This window comes from Flavobacterium sp. 245 (assembly GCF_004362055.1).
Taxonomy (GTDB): Bacteria; Bacteroidota; Bacteroidia; order Flavobacteriales; family Flavobacteriaceae; genus Flavobacterium.
This window is the reverse complement of record NZ_SNXB01000006.1, coordinates 1-19,659: the sequence shown is the minus strand read 5'-3', so window position 1 is coordinate 19,659 and position 19,659 is coordinate 1. Positions and strand designations below refer to the sequence as shown.

16 protein-coding genes are annotated in these 19,659 nt (G+C 32.7%); 11 read left to right on the top strand and 5 right to left on the bottom strand.

Going from position 1 to position 19,659, the window contains the following annotated elements; translation table 11 throughout:
- The first annotated feature begins 125 nt into the window (after positions 1-125).
- The 8 genes from EV145_RS13010 (at position 126) to EV145_RS12975 (ending at position 10,024) form a co-directional block, all read left to right on the top strand.
- On the top strand, positions 126-1,190 hold the full coding sequence (locus tag EV145_RS13010) for a protein kinase domain-containing protein (protein WP_243739261.1): 1,065 nt from the start codon (positions 126-128) through the stop codon (positions 1,188-1,190).
- Positions 1,183-2,730 carry a hypothetical protein gene (locus tag EV145_RS13005; RefSeq protein WP_133525633.1) on the top strand — a complete coding sequence of 516 codons (1,548 nt, stop codon included), beginning with the start codon at positions 1,183-1,185 and terminating at the stop codon, positions 2,728-2,730. Before EV145_RS13010 ends, EV145_RS13005 begins: the two co-directional genes overlap by 8 nt.
- A 169-nt stretch (positions 2,731-2,899) precedes the next feature.
- The gene (locus EV145_RS13000; RefSeq protein ID WP_133525632.1) at positions 2,900-3,841 is read left to right on the top strand and encodes a dehydrogenase; all 942 of its coding nucleotides are present in this window, start codon (positions 2,900-2,902) and stop codon (positions 3,839-3,841) included.
- Positions 3,842-3,860: 19 nt separating this feature from the next.
- The gene (locus EV145_RS12995; RefSeq protein WP_133525631.1) at positions 3,861-6,377 is read left to right on the top strand and encodes an FAD-binding oxidoreductase; all 2,517 of its coding nucleotides are present in this window, start codon (positions 3,861-3,863) and stop codon (positions 6,375-6,377) included.
- 16 nt (positions 6,378-6,393) lie between these two features.
- Positions 6,394-6,615 carry a hypothetical protein gene (locus EV145_RS12990; RefSeq protein ID WP_133525630.1) on the top strand — a complete coding sequence of 74 codons (222 nt, stop codon included), beginning with the start codon at positions 6,394-6,396 and terminating at the stop codon, positions 6,613-6,615.
- Positions 6,616-7,161: 546 nt separating this feature from the next.
- Positions 7,162-8,694: a S10 family peptidase gene (locus EV145_RS12985; RefSeq protein ID WP_133525629.1), complete on the top strand. Its 1,533-nt coding sequence runs from the start codon at positions 7,162-7,164 to the stop codon at positions 8,692-8,694.
- Positions 8,695-8,741: 47 nt separating this feature from the next.
- Complete coding sequence (locus tag EV145_RS12980; RefSeq protein WP_133525628.1) at positions 8,742-9,248, top strand: GNAT family N-acetyltransferase; 507 nt, start codon at positions 8,742-8,744, stop codon at positions 9,246-9,248.
- Positions 9,249-9,475: 227 nt separating this feature from the next.
- Positions 9,476-10,024: a HutD family protein gene (locus EV145_RS12975; RefSeq protein WP_133525627.1), complete on the top strand. Its 549-nt coding sequence runs from the start codon at positions 9,476-9,478 to the stop codon at positions 10,022-10,024.
- Between the two features lie 138 nt (positions 10,025-10,162).
- Here EV145_RS12975 and EV145_RS12970 read toward each other — a convergent pair whose 3' ends face one another.
- From EV145_RS12970 to EV145_RS12950, 5 genes are all read right to left on the bottom strand, one after another.
- The gene (locus EV145_RS12970) at positions 10,163-10,546 is read right to left on the bottom strand and encodes a DUF3037 domain-containing protein (protein WP_133525626.1); all 384 of its coding nucleotides are present in this window, start codon (positions 10,544-10,546) and stop codon (positions 10,163-10,165) included.
- On the bottom strand, positions 10,536-11,318 hold the full coding sequence (locus tag EV145_RS12965) for a HipA family kinase (RefSeq protein WP_133525625.1): 783 nt from the start codon (positions 11,316-11,318) through the stop codon (positions 10,536-10,538). The genes EV145_RS12970 and EV145_RS12965 overlap by 11 nt, the downstream gene beginning before the upstream one ends.
- Before the next feature lie 294 nt (positions 11,319-11,612).
- The gene (locus EV145_RS12960) at positions 11,613-12,470 is read right to left on the bottom strand and encodes an NAD(P)H-hydrate dehydratase (protein ID WP_133525624.1); all 858 of its coding nucleotides are present in this window, start codon (positions 12,468-12,470) and stop codon (positions 11,613-11,615) included.
- Between the two features lie 9 nt (positions 12,471-12,479).
- Positions 12,480-14,267, bottom strand: coding sequence for an adenylate/guanylate cyclase domain-containing protein (locus EV145_RS12955; RefSeq protein WP_243739260.1), 1,788 nt, complete (start codon positions 14,265-14,267; stop codon positions 12,480-12,482).
- A gap of 41 nt (positions 14,268-14,308) precedes the next feature.
- Positions 14,309-14,761: a hypothetical protein gene (locus EV145_RS12950; RefSeq protein WP_133525623.1), complete on the bottom strand. Its 453-nt coding sequence runs from the start codon at positions 14,759-14,761 to the stop codon at positions 14,309-14,311.
- 298 nt (positions 14,762-15,059) lie between these two features.
- Here EV145_RS12950 and EV145_RS12945 point away from each other — a divergent pair, with 298 nt between their 5' ends.
- The 3 genes from EV145_RS12945 (at position 15,060) to EV145_RS12935 (ending at position 19,551) form a co-directional block, all read left to right on the top strand.
- The gene (locus tag EV145_RS12945; RefSeq protein ID WP_133525622.1) at positions 15,060-15,947 is read left to right on the top strand and encodes a YitT family protein; all 888 of its coding nucleotides are present in this window, start codon (positions 15,060-15,062) and stop codon (positions 15,945-15,947) included.
- A gap of 189 nt (positions 15,948-16,136) precedes the next feature.
- Positions 16,137-17,219, top strand: coding sequence for a glycine cleavage system aminomethyltransferase GcvT (gene gcvT, locus EV145_RS12940; RefSeq protein WP_133525621.1), 1,083 nt, complete (start codon positions 16,137-16,139; stop codon positions 17,217-17,219).
- A gap of 301 nt (positions 17,220-17,520) precedes the next feature.
- On the top strand, positions 17,521-19,551 hold the full coding sequence (locus tag EV145_RS12935) for a S41 family peptidase (RefSeq protein WP_133525620.1): 2,031 nt from the start codon (positions 17,521-17,523) through the stop codon (positions 19,549-19,551).
- Positions 19,552-19,659 lie beyond the last annotated feature (108 nt).

Here is a 19,659-nt window from a genome sequence, read left to right as displayed (position 1 = left end):
GAATTAGTTTTTTGTAAGTAAATTTGCTAAGTTTGATCTAAACAATTCTATATTTTATAAAGTTATATTTAATAAAAATATTATCTTTTAACATTAAAATATATAGTTAAATCCAAACTACAATTATGAGTCAAAGTGATATAGCTGCACATGCCTTATTAGGAAAAAAGTTAAAAAATAATTGGAAGGTTATTGAAAAGATAGATCCTGCTGATGGCTCCACTGGTGGATTTTTTAGTGTTTGTTATATCGTAAATAATGGTACTGAAAGTGCATTTTTAAAAGCTTTAAATTTCAATGCATTTTTTCAAATGTTTCCTGGACAAAGTATCGTTAAAATTTTGCAAGAACAAACTAATGCTTTTGAGTTTGAAAAAAATTTACTTTTGAAATGTAGAGATAATAGACTCACAAAAGTATCAATGATAATTGATGAAGGCGAAGAATACATTGATGGCTTTGCTATTCCCAACGTACCTTATTTAATATTTGAAATTGCAGAAGGTGATGTTAGATCTAATATCAAATTTACTAATAATATTAATTTAGCGTGGAAAATAAAATCTCTACATGACATTGCCGTAGGTTTAAACCAATTACATAACGTCGAAATCAGCCATCAGGACCTAAAACCCTCAAATGTATTACTTTACAATGATTCCACACTTTCAAAAATCGGAGATTTAGGGAGATCGCTATGTTCCTCACTAAAAGCACCGCATGATGATGGTACATCTTTTACAGGACAAATTAATTATTCCCCGCCTGAATTTTTATATGGGTATGTACAACAAGATTGGAATCAAAGAGTAAAATCTACAGACATGTATTTATTTGGAAGCTTGATAACATATTATTTTTTAGGAATAAACATGACCGCTTTATTATTTAACCATTTAGATATTAGATTTAGATGGACAGTATTTAAAGGCAATTTTGAACAAGTAAACGATTATTTATTAGATGCATATTATAAATCTTTAGAAGAAATTAAAATCTCATTAGGAAATAATCATTTTTCGAAAGATCTAATAGAAATCATTGAATATTGCTGCTATCCAATTCCAGAAAAACGAGGGCATAAAAAAAGCATCAAAGAAATTGGTAATCAATTTAATTTCCGTCGAGCAATAGCAAAATTAGATTTAATTAAGAGAAGAACCGAATTAAAATTATACGGAAATGACTAATATTTATGAATTAAAAAATCGATTATTAGTTCCCAACTGGAGAGACTTCAAAAGAACAACTAAACTCGGAGAATTAGGCTTACATTATGATATAAAATCATTAGAAATTGATAACTCAAAAATAAAATTAGATTGGAATAATTCTAAAAACATAGGAGTTGCCGCAGATTTAATAAATAATTCTTTCATTTCAAATGATTTATTTTCAAACGAACTAGATGAAGCAATAAAATTTGTTGAATTAAATCGTAATGATGCTTCATTATCTTTACTTTCATTGATCAATAAAATAAAGTCGGAAATAAATCCAAAAAGTGAAGATTCAAATAAAATATTAGAAAAAAACATAGACAGTATTAATGAATTTAATTCACTAATAAATGATAGCTTGTTCAATAAAATAATTAGCAAAACTAAAAATTTAACAAAAAATCAAATGTTTAATTCTATAAATTGGATTGAACTAGCTAGGTTATATACTATTAAGAATCAAATTGAAAAGGCTAATAAATGTGTATTAATTGCATTAAACTTATCTCCAAATAATAGATTTGTTCTAAGATCTGCAGTACGTTTTTTTATTCACACATACCAAGAAGAAAAAGCAATCTATTATTTAAAAAAATCTGAGGCAACAAAAGAAGATCCTTGGTTAATTTCTGCTCATATCGCTACTTCTAAATTAATTGATAGATATTCGCCCTTTATTAAATTAGGAGAAAAGATTATTACATCAAAACGATTTTCGGATTTTGATCTAACAGAACTATCTAGCTCGCTGGCAACTCTAGAATTAGAACATGGCTCTTTTAAAAAATCAAAGCCTTTACTGGACTTATCTCTGAAAAGTCCCAACGATAATAGTTTAGCCCAATTTGAATGGCTAAGTAAAAAAGACAATAGATTACTTTTTAATTCTGATTTTTTTAAACAAGTTAAAAATCCATTTGAAGCTTTTGCATATGAAAATTTCGAAAAAGGAAATTTTCACGAAGCTTTTTATAATTGTATAAATTGGTACTTAGATTTTCCCTATTCAAAAAGACCGTTAGTTTTTGGATCATATATCGCTTCAATTTTAGAAGACTACAATGCTTCAATAATTATGTGCTTAGCGGGACTAAGACTAAATAATTTTGAAGTTAGCTTTTTAAATAATATTATATATTCTCTGTGTTTAAGCAATCAAATTGATCAAGTCCCTAAATATCTAGATCTTATTAATAAAAATGTTTTATCAGATCTTAATAATGAGGAAAAAATAACAATTCAGGCAACTCTAGGATTGTATTATTTAAGAAAAAAAGAGATTGAAAATGGTAAGGAATTATATAAAGCTTCAATCGATAATGCTAAAAAATTAAAAAACCAGTACTATTATAATTTAGCAATAATAAATTTCACTAGAGAATTATTTCTGCTAAAAGATCCAGAATTTGAGATTTACAAAAGTTATTTTGAAAAAATTAAAAGTGATGATGATGATATTGCATATTTGAAAAGCAATGTCAAAAAAATATTAAACAAAGAAATCAAATAATATTTCCATAAAGTATTATCTGTAAATATCATTTGGTATGGTCTTACTTTTGAAAGTGACTAAAAGTATAGATTTACAGATTTTTTATATTGCATAGTATAGAAACCAGTCACTTTTAATAATTTCAAATAACTATGTTGTTAAAGGCTAGATTCATCAAAAACCAACTATGAAAAGAAGGGACTTCGTTAAAACAACATTACTTTTTGTCACATCGGTACAATTGTTTCCTAATAAATTGCTTGAATCTACTTCAATTCTTAGAAGTAATTTCAAATACATTTATACGAATTCTAAACTTAAAAATCAGTTCTCTTTGTTTTTGAAAAACGTGTTTAATTTATATCCCGAGGCCGAATTCCATAAATTAATTTATGACAATACGATTTCAAAAAGCACTGATAAAGAGATTTATACGGCGACACAATCGCAGTTAGACGACATTACGCCTATGTTATCAAGCGTTCGTTATCAGCTTCCTGCTTTGATGCATCAAAAAAATGAAATGTCGGCAGAAACGGTTGCTTTGTTGGGAGAAGGCACTTTTTATAATGGTTATTTAGAAATTGGTTCTTCGGGCCGATATCTGGATTATCTGGAAGAAAGTATTTCCATCAAAGGAAAAAGATATTATGCTGATGGCCGAAAACCAAAATATTCTTTTACTGAAATGGTCGAGCGCGGGCAAATTGCCGTTGGCGCAGCATACATTCCCTTTACCAATTACGAAACCAAATTTGGAGATCATGTTCCGCACAATAGTGTTGATTTGGTTACTGTTTATATCGGTTTTCATCATTGTCCTTTAGAGTTGCGAACGCAATATATTTCTTCGATTAGAGATACGATGCGCGTGGGCGGAAAATTGATTTTAAGAGATCATAATTGCGATACCGAAGATCAAAAAGTATTAGTGGCATTGGCGCACGATGTCTTTAATTTGGGCGTAAACGAAACCTGGGAATACAACGCCAAAGAGGTTCGAAACTTTTATTCTTTAGACTTTATTTGTGCTTTTGTTGAAAACATCGGATTTAAATTCAATAAAAAAACATTGTATCAAAAAGGCGATCCTACCAAAAATGCTTTAATGTTTTTTACCAAAATCTAATCTCTTTCTCTGCCTGTTTATGAAAAAAATCTACCGTTTTATTCTATTGTTATTCGCCTGGTTATTCAAAATTATACAATTCATTTGCGCCGGAATCAAAAAAGCGATTCGGTTTATCAATAGAAAAAAGCGCAGGGCAATTCCGTTTTACGGTTTCCTTTTATTCGTTTTATACATTTTCTTATTAATACAATTCTCCGGAGATTCAAAATTCGATACGACGATTGATAATAAAACGCTGAATGATATTACACAAATCAACCCGGTTCAGGTCAATCAAATTATCAAACCTAAAACGGTAACCGAGATTGTTTACGCCATAAAAAATACCACCGGACCCATTTCGATTGGCGGAGGAAAATACAGTATGGGCGGACAAACGGCGTTCGAAAACAGTTTACATATCGATATGCATTCTTTCAATAAAATCGTCGGTATTGATACTTCTAAAAAGCAGATTACGGTACAAGCCGGAATTCGATGGAGAGATATTCAGACCGTAATTGACCCTTTGAATTTATCTATCAAAATCATGCAGACGTATTCTAATTTTACGGTTGGTGGTGCGATTTCGGTAAATTGCCACGGAAGATATGTCGGTTATGGTCCGATTATTTCGTCGGTTTTAGAATTGAAAATAATTACTGCAAATGGTGCTGTTATCATTGCGAACCGAAAAGTAAATCAGGAGATTTTTTATGCTACAATTGGGGGTTATGGAGGAATTGGCGTTATCGCCGAAGCTACTTTGCAATTGGTTGATAATGAAAAAGTAGAAAGATTCCACCTGGTCATGCCTATTAAAGATTACAAAGCTTATTTTGATAAAAACATTAGAAATAATGACAAAGTAGTTTTTCAGAATGGGAATTTATATCCTCCGAAATACGATAAAATAATGAGTATTTCATGGGAGAAAACTACAAAACCCTTAACAGATACCGACCGCTTAATTGATGAAAATGAAAATTATTGGCTGGAATCGAATTTATCCGGAGTGGTTTCCTGGGGAAATTCGGGGAAATGGATTCGTGAATACGCGATTGATCCTTTGTATTTTATTCCGAAAACGGTTCGATGGCGCAATAAAGAAGCGAGTTATGATGTGAAGGAATTAGAACCTTCTTCACGCGAAAAGTCAACGTATGTATTGCAAGAATACTTTATTCCCGTGGAAAATATAAAATCATTTATTCCGAAAATGAGTGCCATTTTTCAAAATAATAAAGTCAATGTTATTAATGTTTCGCTGAGACATGCTTTGCCAGATCATGAAAGTTATCTTTCGTGGGCAAGAAGAGAGGTTTTTGCTTTCGTAATTTATTACAAACAAGGAACCAATCCCGAAGCAAAAGAGCATGTCAAAAAATGGACACTTGAAATGACGGACGCTATTTTAAGCGAAAACGGAACCTGGTACCTTCCCTATCAGCCTCACGCGACTGTTGAACAGTTTCAAAAAGGATATCCAAATAGTGCTAAATATTTCGCCTTAAAAAATAAATTAGATCCAGACCAGCGCTTTACAAATAAGTTATTGGACAAGTATAATCCGTACACTGAAAACAATTTAGCGCATCAAAAAAAGAAAATAAAAGAATACTTCAGAGCAGAAGAACAAACGGTTCTGACGGTTCCAGAATGGTATTTGGTTTACAATCCAAAAGAATATGCGGATTATCTGAAAAGTGGTAAAAACCCGTCTGATTTTCCTTTTTACAAATCTATTGATGAATATTGGAAATTGTATGATCGTTCGATAAAACTGACATCAAAAGCTTATCCTGAAAATAGTGAATATAAAACGATGTTGCAAGTCATTGGCGTAAGCATGACAATGGAATATGGCCTGAAAATCATTTATGAAAATACGGTTGGAAGATTGTTTGCTCTATTTTCAGAAGAAAAAAATTCCGAGGCTGAAAAAACAATTATTGAAGCACAGTGCGCGTACAGCGATTTTATCTATCAAACCGCATGGTATGAATTTAAATTTATGCCTTGGATTAAAAAAGTTTGGACGGCTTCTGAAAAGTCAGATTACAGCGTACTTCGAAAATGGGAAAGAACTATGATTTTTACATTAGAATTTTCATTTAAAGCTTTTTATTCAAAGATTATTGAATGGGGCGCAAAATCAAGTTACGAAACGCCTTCTAATTCTATTTATTTAATTGTTTCGAATGTTGATACCATTAAAGAAAATCCGAACCTTAAAATCATCAAAAAAGATGGTGATAAAATGATTATTGCTGTTACACGCTGGGAAATCTTCACAAAAGAAATCATGAAACTTTCGAATCAAGATGTGAAAATCTATGAAATTTCAGGAAATGATGAGATTGCGGTTTCGACAATTGAAAAGGCATTAAACAAACCAAATTTAAAAGATGTGAAACTATTATATCAGTCCAAAATTGTGACGGATGACAGTTTAAAAAGGAACGTTTATCTTTTACCCGTTGAGAAGTTATTGCCTTTTATTAAGGATTCGAAAAAGAACAAGCTTACAATTGAACATGTTTATGATTATTAAACTCTAAACTCCAACGATGAAAAAAGAACATCAAATCATCCTTGATTTAATTGCATCATATTTAGAACAAAAACCAGATCAAAGATTTGGTCAGGCACTTTTCAATCTTAATGTTAATGAATTTCAAGAAACTATAGATCCCAGAAATCCGAATTATAACATTAGAGATATTCATGGCGACAATGATCTAGAAATAATTGAACGAATTAAAAACCGATTAAATTTAATGAATTCTTGAAAGGCAAATAATTAAATCAGAATTATGGAAGAGATATTTTTACTACTATTGATTTTTCAGATGTCAGCTTATGGGATATCTGATTATTTTAAAATCAAATATGGTAGACTAATCGTGCTTTCTATATTTTTATCAGTCTTTTTAATCATCTTTCCTATTTACTTCAGAATTGATGATGAAACCGAAAAAAATTCAGTATTCTGCTTTTATAATGCTTTTGCTTATTTTGAAGTTTATTGGAATATTGGTTTGCTACTTGTTGTACTGTCACATTTCACTTATTGCCGTATCATTAACCGAAAATCAAAAAGTTCTTAAACAGAATTTGCTCTTAATTTTTCTTTTTAGTTTCTTAAATCAAAACTGGAGATTATTCGAAAGAAAAAAGAAACATCCTTGCTAAACACTTTCATAAAATAACCTAGTCCTTCTTTAAGACTAAAAACCATCACTTGTTATTTTTTTATATCTTTAAAAACTCGAATAATAGTCCACAATTCAGAATATCAAAATATCATCATTAAAATTATAACACGCCCTAATTCTATGAAAAAAACATTTACTTTATTCCTTTTAGTTGGATTTTTTACTTCATACGCTCAGGAAGCAAAACCAAAAGCCACCACTGCAACTCCGGCTGCAAAAGAAGAAAATTCACCATCTAACCTTACTTTCAATCCAGATTCTCAAGTCATCACAAATCATACAACCACAATAAAAGGACAAAAAGTTTCTTATAAGGCAACAACCGGTACGATGCCGGTTTGGGACGAAGACGGAAAAGCAATTGCCGGATTATTTTTCACTTATTATGAACGTTCTGACGTAAAAGATAGGGATTCCCGTCCTTTAGTTATTTCATTTAATGGTGGTCCTGGATCTGCTTCTGTTTGGATGCAGATTGCTTATACGGGTCCAAGTTTGTTAAATATTGATGATGAAGGATACCCGTTACAGCCTTACGGAATAAAAGAAAACCCTTATTCTATTCTAGATATTGCTGATATCGTTTTTGTAAACCCTGTTAATACAGCGTATTCAAGACCTACAAGCAAAGAAATCCCTACTGCAAAATTCTTCGGTGTAAATGCCGACATTAAATACTTAGCCGATTGGATCAATGGTTTTGTAACCCGAACTAATCGTTGGGCTTCGCCTAAATACCTGATAGGTGAAAGTTATGGCACGACCCGTGTTTCCGGATTAGCACTTCAATTACAAAACAATCAATGGATGTATCTTAACGGAGTGATTTTAGTGTCTCCCACTGAGTTAGGAATAACTCGCGGCGTTGTATCTGACGCTGCTCTTAAATTGCCTTATTTTGCAGCTACTGCCTGGTATCACAAAATGCTAAGTCCTGACCTGCAAAATAAAGATTTAACGGATATGCTACCTGAGGTTGAAGATTTTACCATAAACGAACTTCTTCCTGCACTGAGCAAAGGAGGCTTTTTGGAGGAACAAAAAAGAAAAGAAATTGCCACTAAAATGGCACGTTATTCTGGTATTTCAGAGAAAGTCATTCTGCAAAACAATTTAGACGTTCCTTATGATTATTTTTGGAAAGAACTCTTAAGAGACAAAGGCTATACAGTAGGAAGACTTGATTCAAGATACAAAGGAATTGACCGTAAAGACGCTGGTGAAAGTCCTGATTTTAATGCTGAACTAACGTCTTGGTTGCATTCGTTTACACCTGCTATCAATATGTATGTCCGTAATAATCTTAATTACAAAACGGACTTTAAATACAATATGTTTGGTCCTGTTCATCCTTGGGACAGATCTAATGATAAAACAGGAGAAAACCTGAGACAGGCCATGGCACAAAATCCATATTTACATGTAATGGTGCAATCAGGATATTATGATGGTGCCTGTGACTACTTTAATGCTAAATACGATTTATGGCAAATGGATCCAAGCGGAAAACTAAATGATAGAATGTCGTGGAAAGGTTACAGAAGCGGTCATATGATGTATTTGAGAAAAGCTGATCTTGAAACTGCAAACGAAGACATTAGAACATTTATAAAACAATCATTACCTAAAGCTGCTGAACCTGCAAAATATTAAATCTGATTTCTAATCATAAAGAAAGTAAATTACAAGTACTATAATTCATGATCTCAAAAGCAACATTAGCAGATATTTCTGCTTTGAATATATTAATCAATTCTGCATACAGAGGCGAAACTTCTAAAAAAGGCTGGACAACCGAAGCGCATTTATTGGAAGGAAAAAGAACCGATGAACAGGAAATGACAGAAATTTTCCAAGATCCAAAAAATACGATTCTGAAATTCACTGAAAATGACAAAATTATTGGTTCGGTTTTATTGGTTGAAAAAGGTCATCAACTGTATTTAGGAATGCTAACGGTTTCTCCTGAACTTCAAAACAGCGGCATCGGGAAAAAACTTTTGGCTGAAGCCGAAAATCATGCTAAAGCTTTGGGTTTGTCGAGTATTATTATGACGGTTATTTCGGTTCGTGAAGAGCTTATTGCATGGTATAAACGTCATGGTTATGCAGATACGGGCGAAAGAGAAGCTTTTCCTGAGAGCGAAATTCATGTTACTATTTCTGATGCGCCTTTGGAGTTTATATTTTTGGAGAAGCTTCTTTGATATTGTTCTTTCACAGAGATACACAAAAATTTTGTGCAGAGATTCACTAAAGTTTTTTTAATCTCGCAAAGTCGCAGAGTCGCAAAGTTTTTTTTTATATTTCTTTGCGACTTCGCGACTTTGCGAGATTTTTAAATTCTACACGTTAGACGCACTGCTGTGCGTCTCTACAAAATCTTTGCCTCTTTGTAACTTTGCCACTTTGAACCTTTTTTAAAAAATAAAAAATGAACATACGCCTTTTGTCTAAAAAAGATAGTAAAGCCTCTATTTGGAGTGGTGGATTGACATATGAATATTTGATCTATCCGGAAACAGCAAACTATGCCGATAGAGATTTTGTATTCAGAATAAGCAGTGCAACAATAGAGGAAATGCCTTCAGAGTTTACCAAATTTAAAGGTTATCACCGATATTTGGTTATGCTTGATAACAGCTTACATATTGAGGTAAACAAAGAAAAAAAAGTATATGAGAAATATGAAATCATGGAATTTAATTCAGATGATGAAGTGACTTCTTATACAAAAGGTATTGATTTTAACTGGATGGTTTCTGATAAAATAGGCCACCACAAACTGAGAATAACCAATAGTACTCTGAATTGTAATGCTCAAATAATGATTTTATTTTCTTTACAGACAACTGTTATTAAAATTAATGACAAGCCATACAATCTAAACCCTTACGATTTATTAGTCATTGAAAATCAAAATAAGGAAAATATATTGCTTCATTTTTCTAATGAATGTCTTTCTGGGATGTTGGATTTTTAATCTAAGTTTTTTTAATCTCGCAAAGACGCAGAGTCGCAAAGTTTTTCTTATATTTCTTTGCGACTCTGCGTCTTTGCGAGATTCTTTTTTTAAGCCAAACCGTAAATCATCTTATATGACTTATATGGTTTAAAATAGCTACAATACGAGCTCTTCAAACAATCTCTGAATTGTTTTCTCCAAATCCTGACACAAACCCGGATGCGGTCTTGAAGTTTGTATCGCAGAACTTCTAATTGCCGTTAACCAGCGAAAACGCTCCGGAATTTCCATTTGTCCAATTGGTCCGCCATCTTTGTCTCCATCTGCGATTTTTTGAAATGAAATCAAATTTTTATACAATTGTTCAACATCAAAATCTGGAGAAAGAGCTTGAACTTTATGATTTGTAAAATAAAATTTCACTTTTATAAATTTGGCTTTTTTGCAAAACAAAATGATTCCGATATTCAGGAATTCTTCGCGCTCTACCCTTGGCACAACACGAATCACAGCATATTCGTATAAGTGATTATCTTGCATTTTGAGCCTGATTTACAAAGATTTCTGAATTATCTAATCTTGTCTTTAAAAACTGTAAGTACACATTTCGCAAGCCTTCCGGCGTTTCGTCTGCGTCTTCCCATTGCAACCAGTCCAACGGAATCGTATTTACTATTTCCTCTAAAACTTGTGGCGTTAAAATCGCTTTAAATTCGGCATCAACTTCTTTTAAAAGTGTAGCCTGAGGCAATAAAACGTGATCTTTTATCAACGCAAACGGACTTTTAGCATGCTGTTCCCAATTGTTCCAGGAATGATGAAAATACAAACAGGCTCCATGATCAATCAGCCATAATTCTTTATGCCAAATTAACATATTGGTATTTCTGAAAGTTCTGTCTACGTTCGTAATATAAGCGTCTAGCCAAACAATCTGCGAAGCTAATTTGGCGTCAACGGTTGTTACAACGGGATCAAAAGTAATTGCGCCTGATAAAAAATGCAGTGCCAGATTCAATCCCTGGCTTCCTTGCAGTAAATCCTGAATTTCTTCATCGCCTTCTGTTCTTCCAAAAGCTTCATCTAAATTTGCGAATACTAATTCTGGTAATTGCAGTTTTAAGGCTTTTGCTATTTGTCCGCCAACTAATTCAGCTATAAGGGCTTTTACTCCGTGTCCGGCACCTCTAAATTTTAATACATATTTAAAATCGTCATCGGCTTCTGCCAAAGCGGGTAAAGAACCGCCTTCGCGCAGTGGTGTTATATAACGGGTAACGTTTACCGTTCTGAGATCGAAGTTGTTTTTCATTTTTTAAAGATTCAAAGATGCTAAGAAACTGAGTTGCTAAGTTTCTAATCTTTGACATTACAAACTTACGTTTTTTTGATTTTAGATTGTAGAGGGTAGATTTTAGATTTTTTAAAAACGTTAATTACTTCGCGCAGACTTAAAAAGAGTTAAGCTGATATAACAGAATTATTAATCCTCATTTATGTCATCCTGAGCGAAGTCGAAGGACTGCAAAGACATTCCACAAAGTTTAGTTACTATGACGCCATTCGACTTCGCTCAGGGTGACAGCTCAATAAAATTATCTAATTATCAAATTGGCACATTTCCTAATTCTAAAAAAGCCTTTCCCAAATTGTCAATAATATCCGAAGCTATAAAAGATTCATAACCTGTTTCTGGCAAAGCAATATCTGCCGTTAAACCATGAATAAAAACGCCTAATTTTGCGGCGTATTTTGGTTCGTAGCCTTGGGCAAGCAAACTTGTCAGGATTCCGGTTAATACGTCGCCGCTTCCTGCGGTCGCCAAAGCAGCGTTTCCAGTTGTATTTTCGTAGATTTCGCTTTTGTTAATGATGTGTGTTGGTGCGCCTTTCATGACGATAATCACTTTATATTTTTCTGAAAAAGCGACTGATTTTTGAAATTTTTCTGCTTCTGAATTCCATTTCCCGATTAATCTTTCTAATTCTTTCGGATGAGGTGTCAAAATCGTGTTTTCGGGAACTAATTCCAGCCAAGATAAATTTTCGGAAATAATATTCAGCGCATCGGCATCGAGAACCAACGGCGATTTGTTCACTCTCAAAAACTCAAATAAAGCTTTTTGAGTTCCGAGTTCCTGCCCTATTCCTGGCCCAATTCCGATTGCTTGTGGCAATAATGGCAAATGAATATTGGTTATGAAATTTGTATTTTCATCGGTGACAACCATAACTTCGGGAATTGAAATCTGGAGTATTTGATAACCGCATTTTGGTGCAAAAGTGGTCACAAGTCCGCAACCCGATTTAAGGCACGATTTTGAAGCCAAAACTACTGCTCCAATTTTACCATAACTGCCTCCAATAATCACCGCATGACCTTGAATTCCCTTATGTGTCTGTGGATTTACGGGTTTGTAGATTTTTAAGACTTCTTCTTTAGTAATTAAATATGGAGCTTTCATTTTCTATTTTTAATTCAAACACTGATTTACAAAATACATTTTCATCATGCCTTTATTTTTTACTTCGATTTCACCGCGATAACTACAATTAAAATTGTCTTTAATCAACTCAAATGTGTTTTCAGAAACATTGATTTTTCCTGATTCCGAATTAGATTCCATTCTTGAGGCAATATTTACGGCATCTCCCCAAATATCGTAGGCAAACTTTTTAGTTCCTACAACTCCGGCGACAACGGGCCCTGAATTAATTCCGATTCTGATATTAAAACGAGTTCCGTTAAAATCAACATTTAATTTTGAGTCTTCAACAAATTTAAGCATTTCTAAAGCAGCAAGAACCATTAAATTTGCATGATTATCGGAGGCATAAGGCAATCCGCCAGCGCACATATAAGAGTCACCAACGGTTTTTATTTTTTCCAAATCATATTTTTCGACAATCTCATCAAATTTCGAAAAATAATAATCGACACTTTGTACCAATTTTTCGGGAGATAAGTTTTCAGAATAACTTGTAAATCCTTCAAAATCTGTAAATAAAACCGTAACCGATTCGAATTTTTTCGCTTCGACTTTTCCGGTTTCTTTTAATTCTGCCGCCGTTTCTTCAGGAAGAATATTGAGCAATAAAGAGTTGGATCTGTTTCTTTCATTCTCAATAATTTTATTGGTTTTATTCACAAATTTATATCTTCGGTATAAGCCAAAAGCCAGTAAAAGCATTAATACAAAAGAGATTATAGACGAAATTGCAATAATCTTCTGTGTCTTTTTTTGCTGATTCAGTAAATTGACTTCAATTTGTTTTTGTGCGACTTCGGCATTCGTTCGAATATCAGCCATTTTCTGAACCATTTCAATATTATTTACACTGTCTTTATAAACAACATGGTTTTTATAATAATAAAGTGATTCTCTAAAATTACCCGATTTCTGATACAACTCTGAAAGCTTTAAATTTGAATTGCTCAGCTGTTCCTTCAGTCCATATTTTTGTGCCAAACTCAAACTTTCTTCGGCATAACCCAGCGCTTTTTTCCAGTTATTACGTTTTAAATAAATATCGGACATATACGTCAGATAATCCGAAATGGCATAATAATCCTCTAATTTTTCTAGAATTGCGATAGCTTCATTTATATTTTTCATTGCAAGATCATCTTTTCCTTGCTCGGCATAAAGCATTCCGATATTCCCTAAATTATAGGCTGTACCAATTAAATAATTAACCTTCTTAAAGAGAATACCGGACTCTTTATAATAGGTTAATGCATTTTCATATTTTTTGCTTTTCGAATATTCTTCCCCAGCGTTCAATAAGGCGGTGGCTAATGAAATTGTGTCGGTTGTTTTTCGCAAAATAGAAATTGCCTTGTTATAGTACATTTGAGCATTTAAAGTGTTGTCCATAACCGAATAAACATCGGCAATAGACATATTTGCAGCACCTTCGCCGGCAGGAAAACCAGACTGAATTGCAGCATCTTTACTTTTGAAAAAGGCTTCAAGCGCAGTATTCAAATCACCAAGAACTCGGTATGAATTTCCTTTTTGTAGATAACCGCGATGTAAATAAAGATAATTGTTTTCCTTTTTTGACAGCTGAATGAGTTCGTTGGCATATTTAAGCGAAGTTTTGAGATCACTAACTTCATTAAAAGATAAATTTCGCAATAACTCAAGCTTTGCTATTCCTGAAAGTTTATTTTCTTTATAGATTTTCTCTAAACTATCAGCTATTTTTTGATTTTGAGCATGGCAAAAATGAGATAAAAAGCAAATTGCAATTATCAAAAAACAAATTCTGGTAACTGAAATACTTTTTCTCAAAATTCTTAACTATTAGCTCTTAATTTAGGGTCGATTAGGTATTTTTTGACATTATTTTGGTAGTAAATACTGAAATTGATTTTGTAAATATTATTTGTTTCGGCAATATCAGCTTGATCTTTAACGGTTGCGACTACTTTGCTGTCCTTCCCTCCCGTACCTGTTATCGTAATATCATCGTCAAGAAAATAAATATCAGTTGGATCATTTAAATCAAAATCGTAAACAATACTGTCAATCGCAATATCGTAGCCTGCATCTTTTGATTCACCAACCCATTCGACACTTTGAGCAATATAAACATTGCTTAAAAAATCAACTATTTTTCCGGTATCGCTTATTCCGTCATTATCATCAGAAAGCGTGCAATTATCGTGAATATCATCCTGCGAAGGATTTGTCATATGATAGAGTCTGCTGGCATCAACAGTTAAAACTATCTGTACATTTTTACCCATAATTCAATCATTTAAAGTTAATTAATTTACTTTTTATAGGCCAAAAAATTAGTTAGAAAACAAGTTTTAACTGGTTGATTTTTAAGGGGTAACATTTTGAATTATACTCAAATTTAGTAATTTTTTCATTTGAACTTTGATAAAATCAACAAGATGCTTTTTAATCGGATTTATGTATCGTTTTATCGGATATTTAGTTAAGAAAAGAAGTAAATTCTTTATATTTATAAATATAATAAGCTCTTTTTAAATACTTTACAAGTTTACTTCTATGAATTTCAGTTAACATACGACGCTTATGAATGTAAACAAATACGCTATAGATTGGAAAGAAATTTTAAATTTTAAAAACATTGCGCTAAACATAATTGGAGTTGCGTTTATTACGCTCGCGTTAAAAGGTTTTATGCTTCCAAACAAATTTTTAGACGGCGGTGTAATCGGAATCTCGATGCTTCTTCATGAAATTTTACATCTTCCGTTTGGTGCTTTGGTTCTCGTTTTAAATATCCCATTTTTATTTATCGGAAAAAAAATCCTCGGCAATACTTTCGCTGTCCAAAGCCTTATTACATTTATTCTTATTGCTTTGAGTATTAATTTTGTACATATTGATGCCGTAACTTCAGACAAATTATTAATCGCTTTATTTGGAGGGTGTTTAATTGGTATTGGAATGGGATTTTGCATCAGAAGCGGTTCAACTGCTGACGGAATTGAAATTTTAGCTTTGTTGACCACACGAAAAATCGGTTTAAATGTTTCGGAAGTCATCTTTGGAATAAACAGTTTATTGTTTCTTGCAGCTGCCTGGTATTTTGGAATCTCGACTGCATTATATTCTATTGTAACTTATTTCTCAGCCGTAAAATCTTTAGATTACATCTCACAGGGAATTGAGCAGTATATTTCATTACATATTATTTCGGCCAAAAGCAATGAGATAAAAGATTTGATTGTAATTAAATTTAGAAAAGGTATTACAATAATCAAAGGTGAAAGAGGTTATTTGCCAGATAGTTTTGATGAAAAATGGGACTGCGATATTATTGTAACCATTGTCACTCGCTTGGAATTACTCCGAATCAAAGAAGAAATCAGCCAGCTTGATCCGCATGCTTTTATGTATATCCAATATATAAAAGATGCGAGTGGCGGTATTTTAAGACTTAAGGCTAAACATTAGTTTTTTTTGCCACTTATTTCACTAATTATTTGTTTCGAATTGCTGACGCTTTGTCAAGTTTAAAAAACTTTGACAAAGCTAGCGGATAACAAGAATTAACACCTAAATATTGCGAAATTTATAATTTAGACTATCAAAATTCGATATTTTTTGAATAAATTTGCGACTCAATTTTATAAAAACATCACAATGAAAAATACTGCGCTTACGCACATACATGAAGGTTTAGGAGCAAAAATGCTTGCTTTTGCTGGTTATAATATGCCTATTACTTATGAAGGAGTTAATGCTGAACACGAAACGGTTCGTAACAGTGTAGGCGTTTTTGACGTTTCGCATATGGGCGAATTTTTGTTAACAGGTCCAAATGCTTTGGCCCTAATTCAAAAAGTGACTTCAAATGATGCATCGACTTTGACGATTGGAAGAGCGCAATATTCTTGCCTTCCAAATAACGACGGCGGAATTGTAGATGATTTGATTATTTATAAAATGAAAGACGAAGAATATTTACTTGTTGTAAATGCTTCGAATATTGAAAAAGACTGGAACTGGATTTCTTCTCACAATGATTTGGGAGTTGAAATGAAAAATCTTTCTGATGATTATTCATTATTAGCAATTCAAGGACCAAAAGCGGTTGAAGCTATGCAATCGTTGACTTCTGTTGATTTAGCTGCAATCACATATTATCATTTTGAAGTGGCTGATTTTGCTGGCTTTAATGATGTAATTATCTCTGCAACGGGCTACACTGGTTCAGGCGGATTTGAAATTTACTGCAAAAATGCTGACGCTGAAGCTATTTGGAACAAAGTTTTTGAAGCTGGCGAAGCTTTCGGAATTAAACCAATCGGACTTGCGGCGCGCGATACTTTACGTTTAGAAATGGGATTCTGCTTATACGGAAACGATATTAACGATACCACTTCTCCACTTGAAGCTGGTTTGGGTTGGATTACTAAATTCACTAAAGATTTTACTAATTCTGAGAACTTGAAAAAACAAAAAGAAGAAGGTGTTTCAAAAAAATTAGTTGCTTTTGAAATGCAGGAACGTGCAGTGCCAAGACATGATTATGAAATTGTTGACGGTTCTGGAGCTGTAATCGGAATTGTAACTTCTGGAACAATGTCGCCTTCAATGAACAAAGGTATTGGTTTAGGATATGTTACAGTTGCAAACAGCGCTGTTGAAAGTGATATTTTTATCAGAATCAGAAAAAATGATGTTCCTGCAAAAGTGGTGAAATTGCCTTTTTACAAGAAATAATTTTTAATAGTCTAAAGTCGCAAGTCGTAAAGTCAAAAGTTTTTATCAATGTTGACTTGTGACTTTTAAATAAATAACAGAAATGCATTACAATTTTAATAGTTGTAATGCATTTTTTTTTGATGTTTAACTTCGGATTTTAAGCAGAATTTTTTATCCTTTTATCAATTTTTAATAGTCCCTTTTGTGATTTGATGTCATTCATAGATAAAATCTTTTAGTTGTCGATTTTCTGCAGAAATTACTGTCTTTTATCAAAAAAATACCGTAATTTTAGTCTTAACTGATGATTTACAGATTTATGAAGAATCTATTATTAGTATTTCTGCTTACTTCAACTGTTCTATTTGGTCAAAATAGCGATCAAACATGTCAAATCTTAAACAAAATCAATACGCTTATTCAAACCGAACACATTCGGCCAAAGCCTATAAATGACAGCTTGTCGATTTTTGTTTTTGATAATCTAATCAACGAATTAGACCCTTCGCGAAATATCTTTTTTAAAAGCGAATACGATGAAATGTCTAAAAAATATCGTTTAAATCTTGATGATTTGATTTTAAGCAATGACTGTAGTTTTTTAGACGATATTACTTCAAAATACAAAACAGGGCTTTTGCGAACAAAAGCAGTTTTAGAAAAAATTCAAGCCGGAAAAATTGATTATACTGTTAAGGATACGATTCGGTTTTACAAAAAAGCCTTTCCTTTTTATCTAAAAAAAGAAGATTTGGAAAAAGTCTGGCTTAAAAAACTGCGTTATCAGATTTTAGACGAAATAGCCGAAACCAGCGAAAATCTAGATTCAGTTAAAGCCAATTTTGCATCAATTGAATCGGCTTCAAGACGTATGATTTTGTCTAATGAAATTTGCCGAATAAGTACGCTGCTAGAAACCAAAATTAAACAAGAGGAAAATCTTTATAATTATTTCTGTACATATTTCGATCCGCATACTGCCTATTTTAGTGATGATTCTAAAACCAGTTTTGTAGCTTCATTATCTAAAGAACACCTTTCGTTGGGCATGAGCGTTAATTTAAATGAAAAAAATGAAATAATTATAGCCGAAATTGACCCGAATGGTCCCGCATACCAAACTGGACTTATTAAAAAAGGTGATCAAATCATTTCGATATCCAACCAAAAAGAAACCCTGAAAGTTTCCTGTGCTTCGTTAGAATCAATTTCGACCATGATTATGTCCGAATCGAATAAAAGCATAACCCTTACGCTAAAACGAAATTCAGGAAAAAGCTTTGATGTGTATATCGAAAAACAAGTCATGAAAGATGAAGATAATTCGGTTTACAGTTTTATTATTGGGAAAGACAGTAAAATTGGCTACATCAAAATTCCGAGTTTCTACGCTGATTTAGATGAAAACAACAGAAAAGGCTGTGCCGATGATGTTGCCCGCGAAGTAATGAAACTCGAAAGGGATAATATAAAAGGCTTAGTTATCGATTTGATCGACAACGGTGGCGGCTCTATGGAAGAAGCCATAAAATTAGCTGGAATGTTTATTGATTATGGGCCAATTTCTATTGTGATAGACAACAAAAAAGAGAAATCGGTGATTAACGACCCTTATAAAGGATTAATTTATAAAGGGCCAATTGTAGTGCTTGTAAACAGTAATACAGCATCAGCAAGTGAATTTTTTGCTTCTATAATGCAAGATTATAATCGTGCACTTTTAATGGGAAGCACCACACTCGGAAAAGCAACAATGCAGACTATTCTTTCGCTAGACGAGGAAAAAAATACTGATTTTCTGAAAATTACAATTAATAAATTTTACCGAGTTACAGGTAAAAGTCATCAATATGTTGGTGTAACTCCAGATGTAGTGCTTCCTGAATTTTATGAAGATGTTTATCAAAAAGAAAGTGACTTTCCTACTGCAATCAAGAACGACAGTATTCAACCATTTTTAAAATACAAACCTTATGCAAAACGCACGCTGATTGATCAATTAGCCAAAAATTCTGCTGTAAGGTTGGCCGACAACTACTATTTTAACGATATTAAAAAAATAAATCAAAAAATTGACAACATCGTAAACACACCAAAAGCAGAACTTCCGATGACTTTAGATGCTGTTTTCAAACAGAAAAAACTGGTCAATTCACTTTGGAAAGAAATCAATACTTTCAATGATGAAAATAATCCGCTTGATGTTTACAACTCCACCGTAAATCAATTTTTGCTTGGCGTTTATCCAAACGACAAAACGGCAAATCAATACCAGATTGACAATCTAAAAACAAATCCTTACTTGAATGAAGCTGTAAATGTCATCAATGAATTTAATGCTTCAAAATAGTTTTTTGTTTCAAGTTTCAGGTTTCAGGTTTCAGGTTTCAGGTTTCAGGTTTCAGGTTTCAGGTTTCAGGTTTCAGGTTTCAGGTTTCAGGTTTCAGGTTTCAGGTTT

Excerpts from the sequence above, each read along its gene's own strand:
- EV145_RS13010 (WP_243739261.1), top strand. The coding sequence starts at position 126 with ATGAGTCAAAGTGATATAGCTGCACATGCCTTATTAGGAAAAAAGTTA.
- EV145_RS13005 (WP_133525633.1), top strand. The coding sequence starts at position 1,183 with ATGACTAATATTTATGAATTAAAAAATCGATTATTAGTTCCCAACTGG.
- EV145_RS13000 (WP_133525632.1), top strand. The coding sequence starts at position 2,900 with ATGAAAAGAAGGGACTTCGTTAAAACAACATTACTTTTTGTCACATCG.
- EV145_RS12995 (WP_133525631.1), top strand. The coding sequence starts at position 3,861 with ATGAAAAAAATCTACCGTTTTATTCTATTGTTATTCGCCTGGTTATTC.
- EV145_RS12990 (WP_133525630.1), top strand. The coding sequence starts at position 6,394 with ATGAAAAAAGAACATCAAATCATCCTTGATTTAATTGCATCATATTTA.
- EV145_RS12985 (WP_133525629.1), top strand. The coding sequence starts at position 7,162 with ATGAAAAAAACATTTACTTTATTCCTTTTAGTTGGATTTTTTACTTCA.
- EV145_RS12980 (WP_133525628.1), top strand. The coding sequence starts at position 8,742 with ATGATCTCAAAAGCAACATTAGCAGATATTTCTGCTTTGAATATATTA.
- EV145_RS12975 (WP_133525627.1), top strand. The coding sequence starts at position 9,476 with ATGAACATACGCCTTTTGTCTAAAAAAGATAGTAAAGCCTCTATTTGG.
- EV145_RS12970 (WP_133525626.1), bottom strand. The coding sequence starts at position 10,546 with ATGCAAGATAATCACTTATACGAATATGCTGTGATTCGTGTTGTGCCA.
- EV145_RS12965 (WP_133525625.1), bottom strand. The coding sequence starts at position 11,318 with ATGAAAAACAACTTCGATCTCAGAACGGTAAACGTTACCCGTTATATA.
- EV145_RS12960 (WP_133525624.1), bottom strand. The coding sequence starts at position 12,470 with ATGAAAGCTCCATATTTAATTACTAAAGAAGAAGTCTTAAAAATCTAC.
- EV145_RS12950 (WP_133525623.1), bottom strand. The coding sequence starts at position 14,761 with ATGGGTAAAAATGTACAGATAGTTTTAACTGTTGATGCCAGCAGACTC.
- EV145_RS12945 (WP_133525622.1), top strand. The coding sequence starts at position 15,060 with ATGAATGTAAACAAATACGCTATAGATTGGAAAGAAATTTTAAATTTT.
- gcvT (WP_133525621.1), top strand. The coding sequence starts at position 16,137 with ATGAAAAATACTGCGCTTACGCACATACATGAAGGTTTAGGAGCAAAA.
- EV145_RS12935 (WP_133525620.1), top strand. The coding sequence starts at position 17,521 with ATGAAGAATCTATTATTAGTATTTCTGCTTACTTCAACTGTTCTATTT.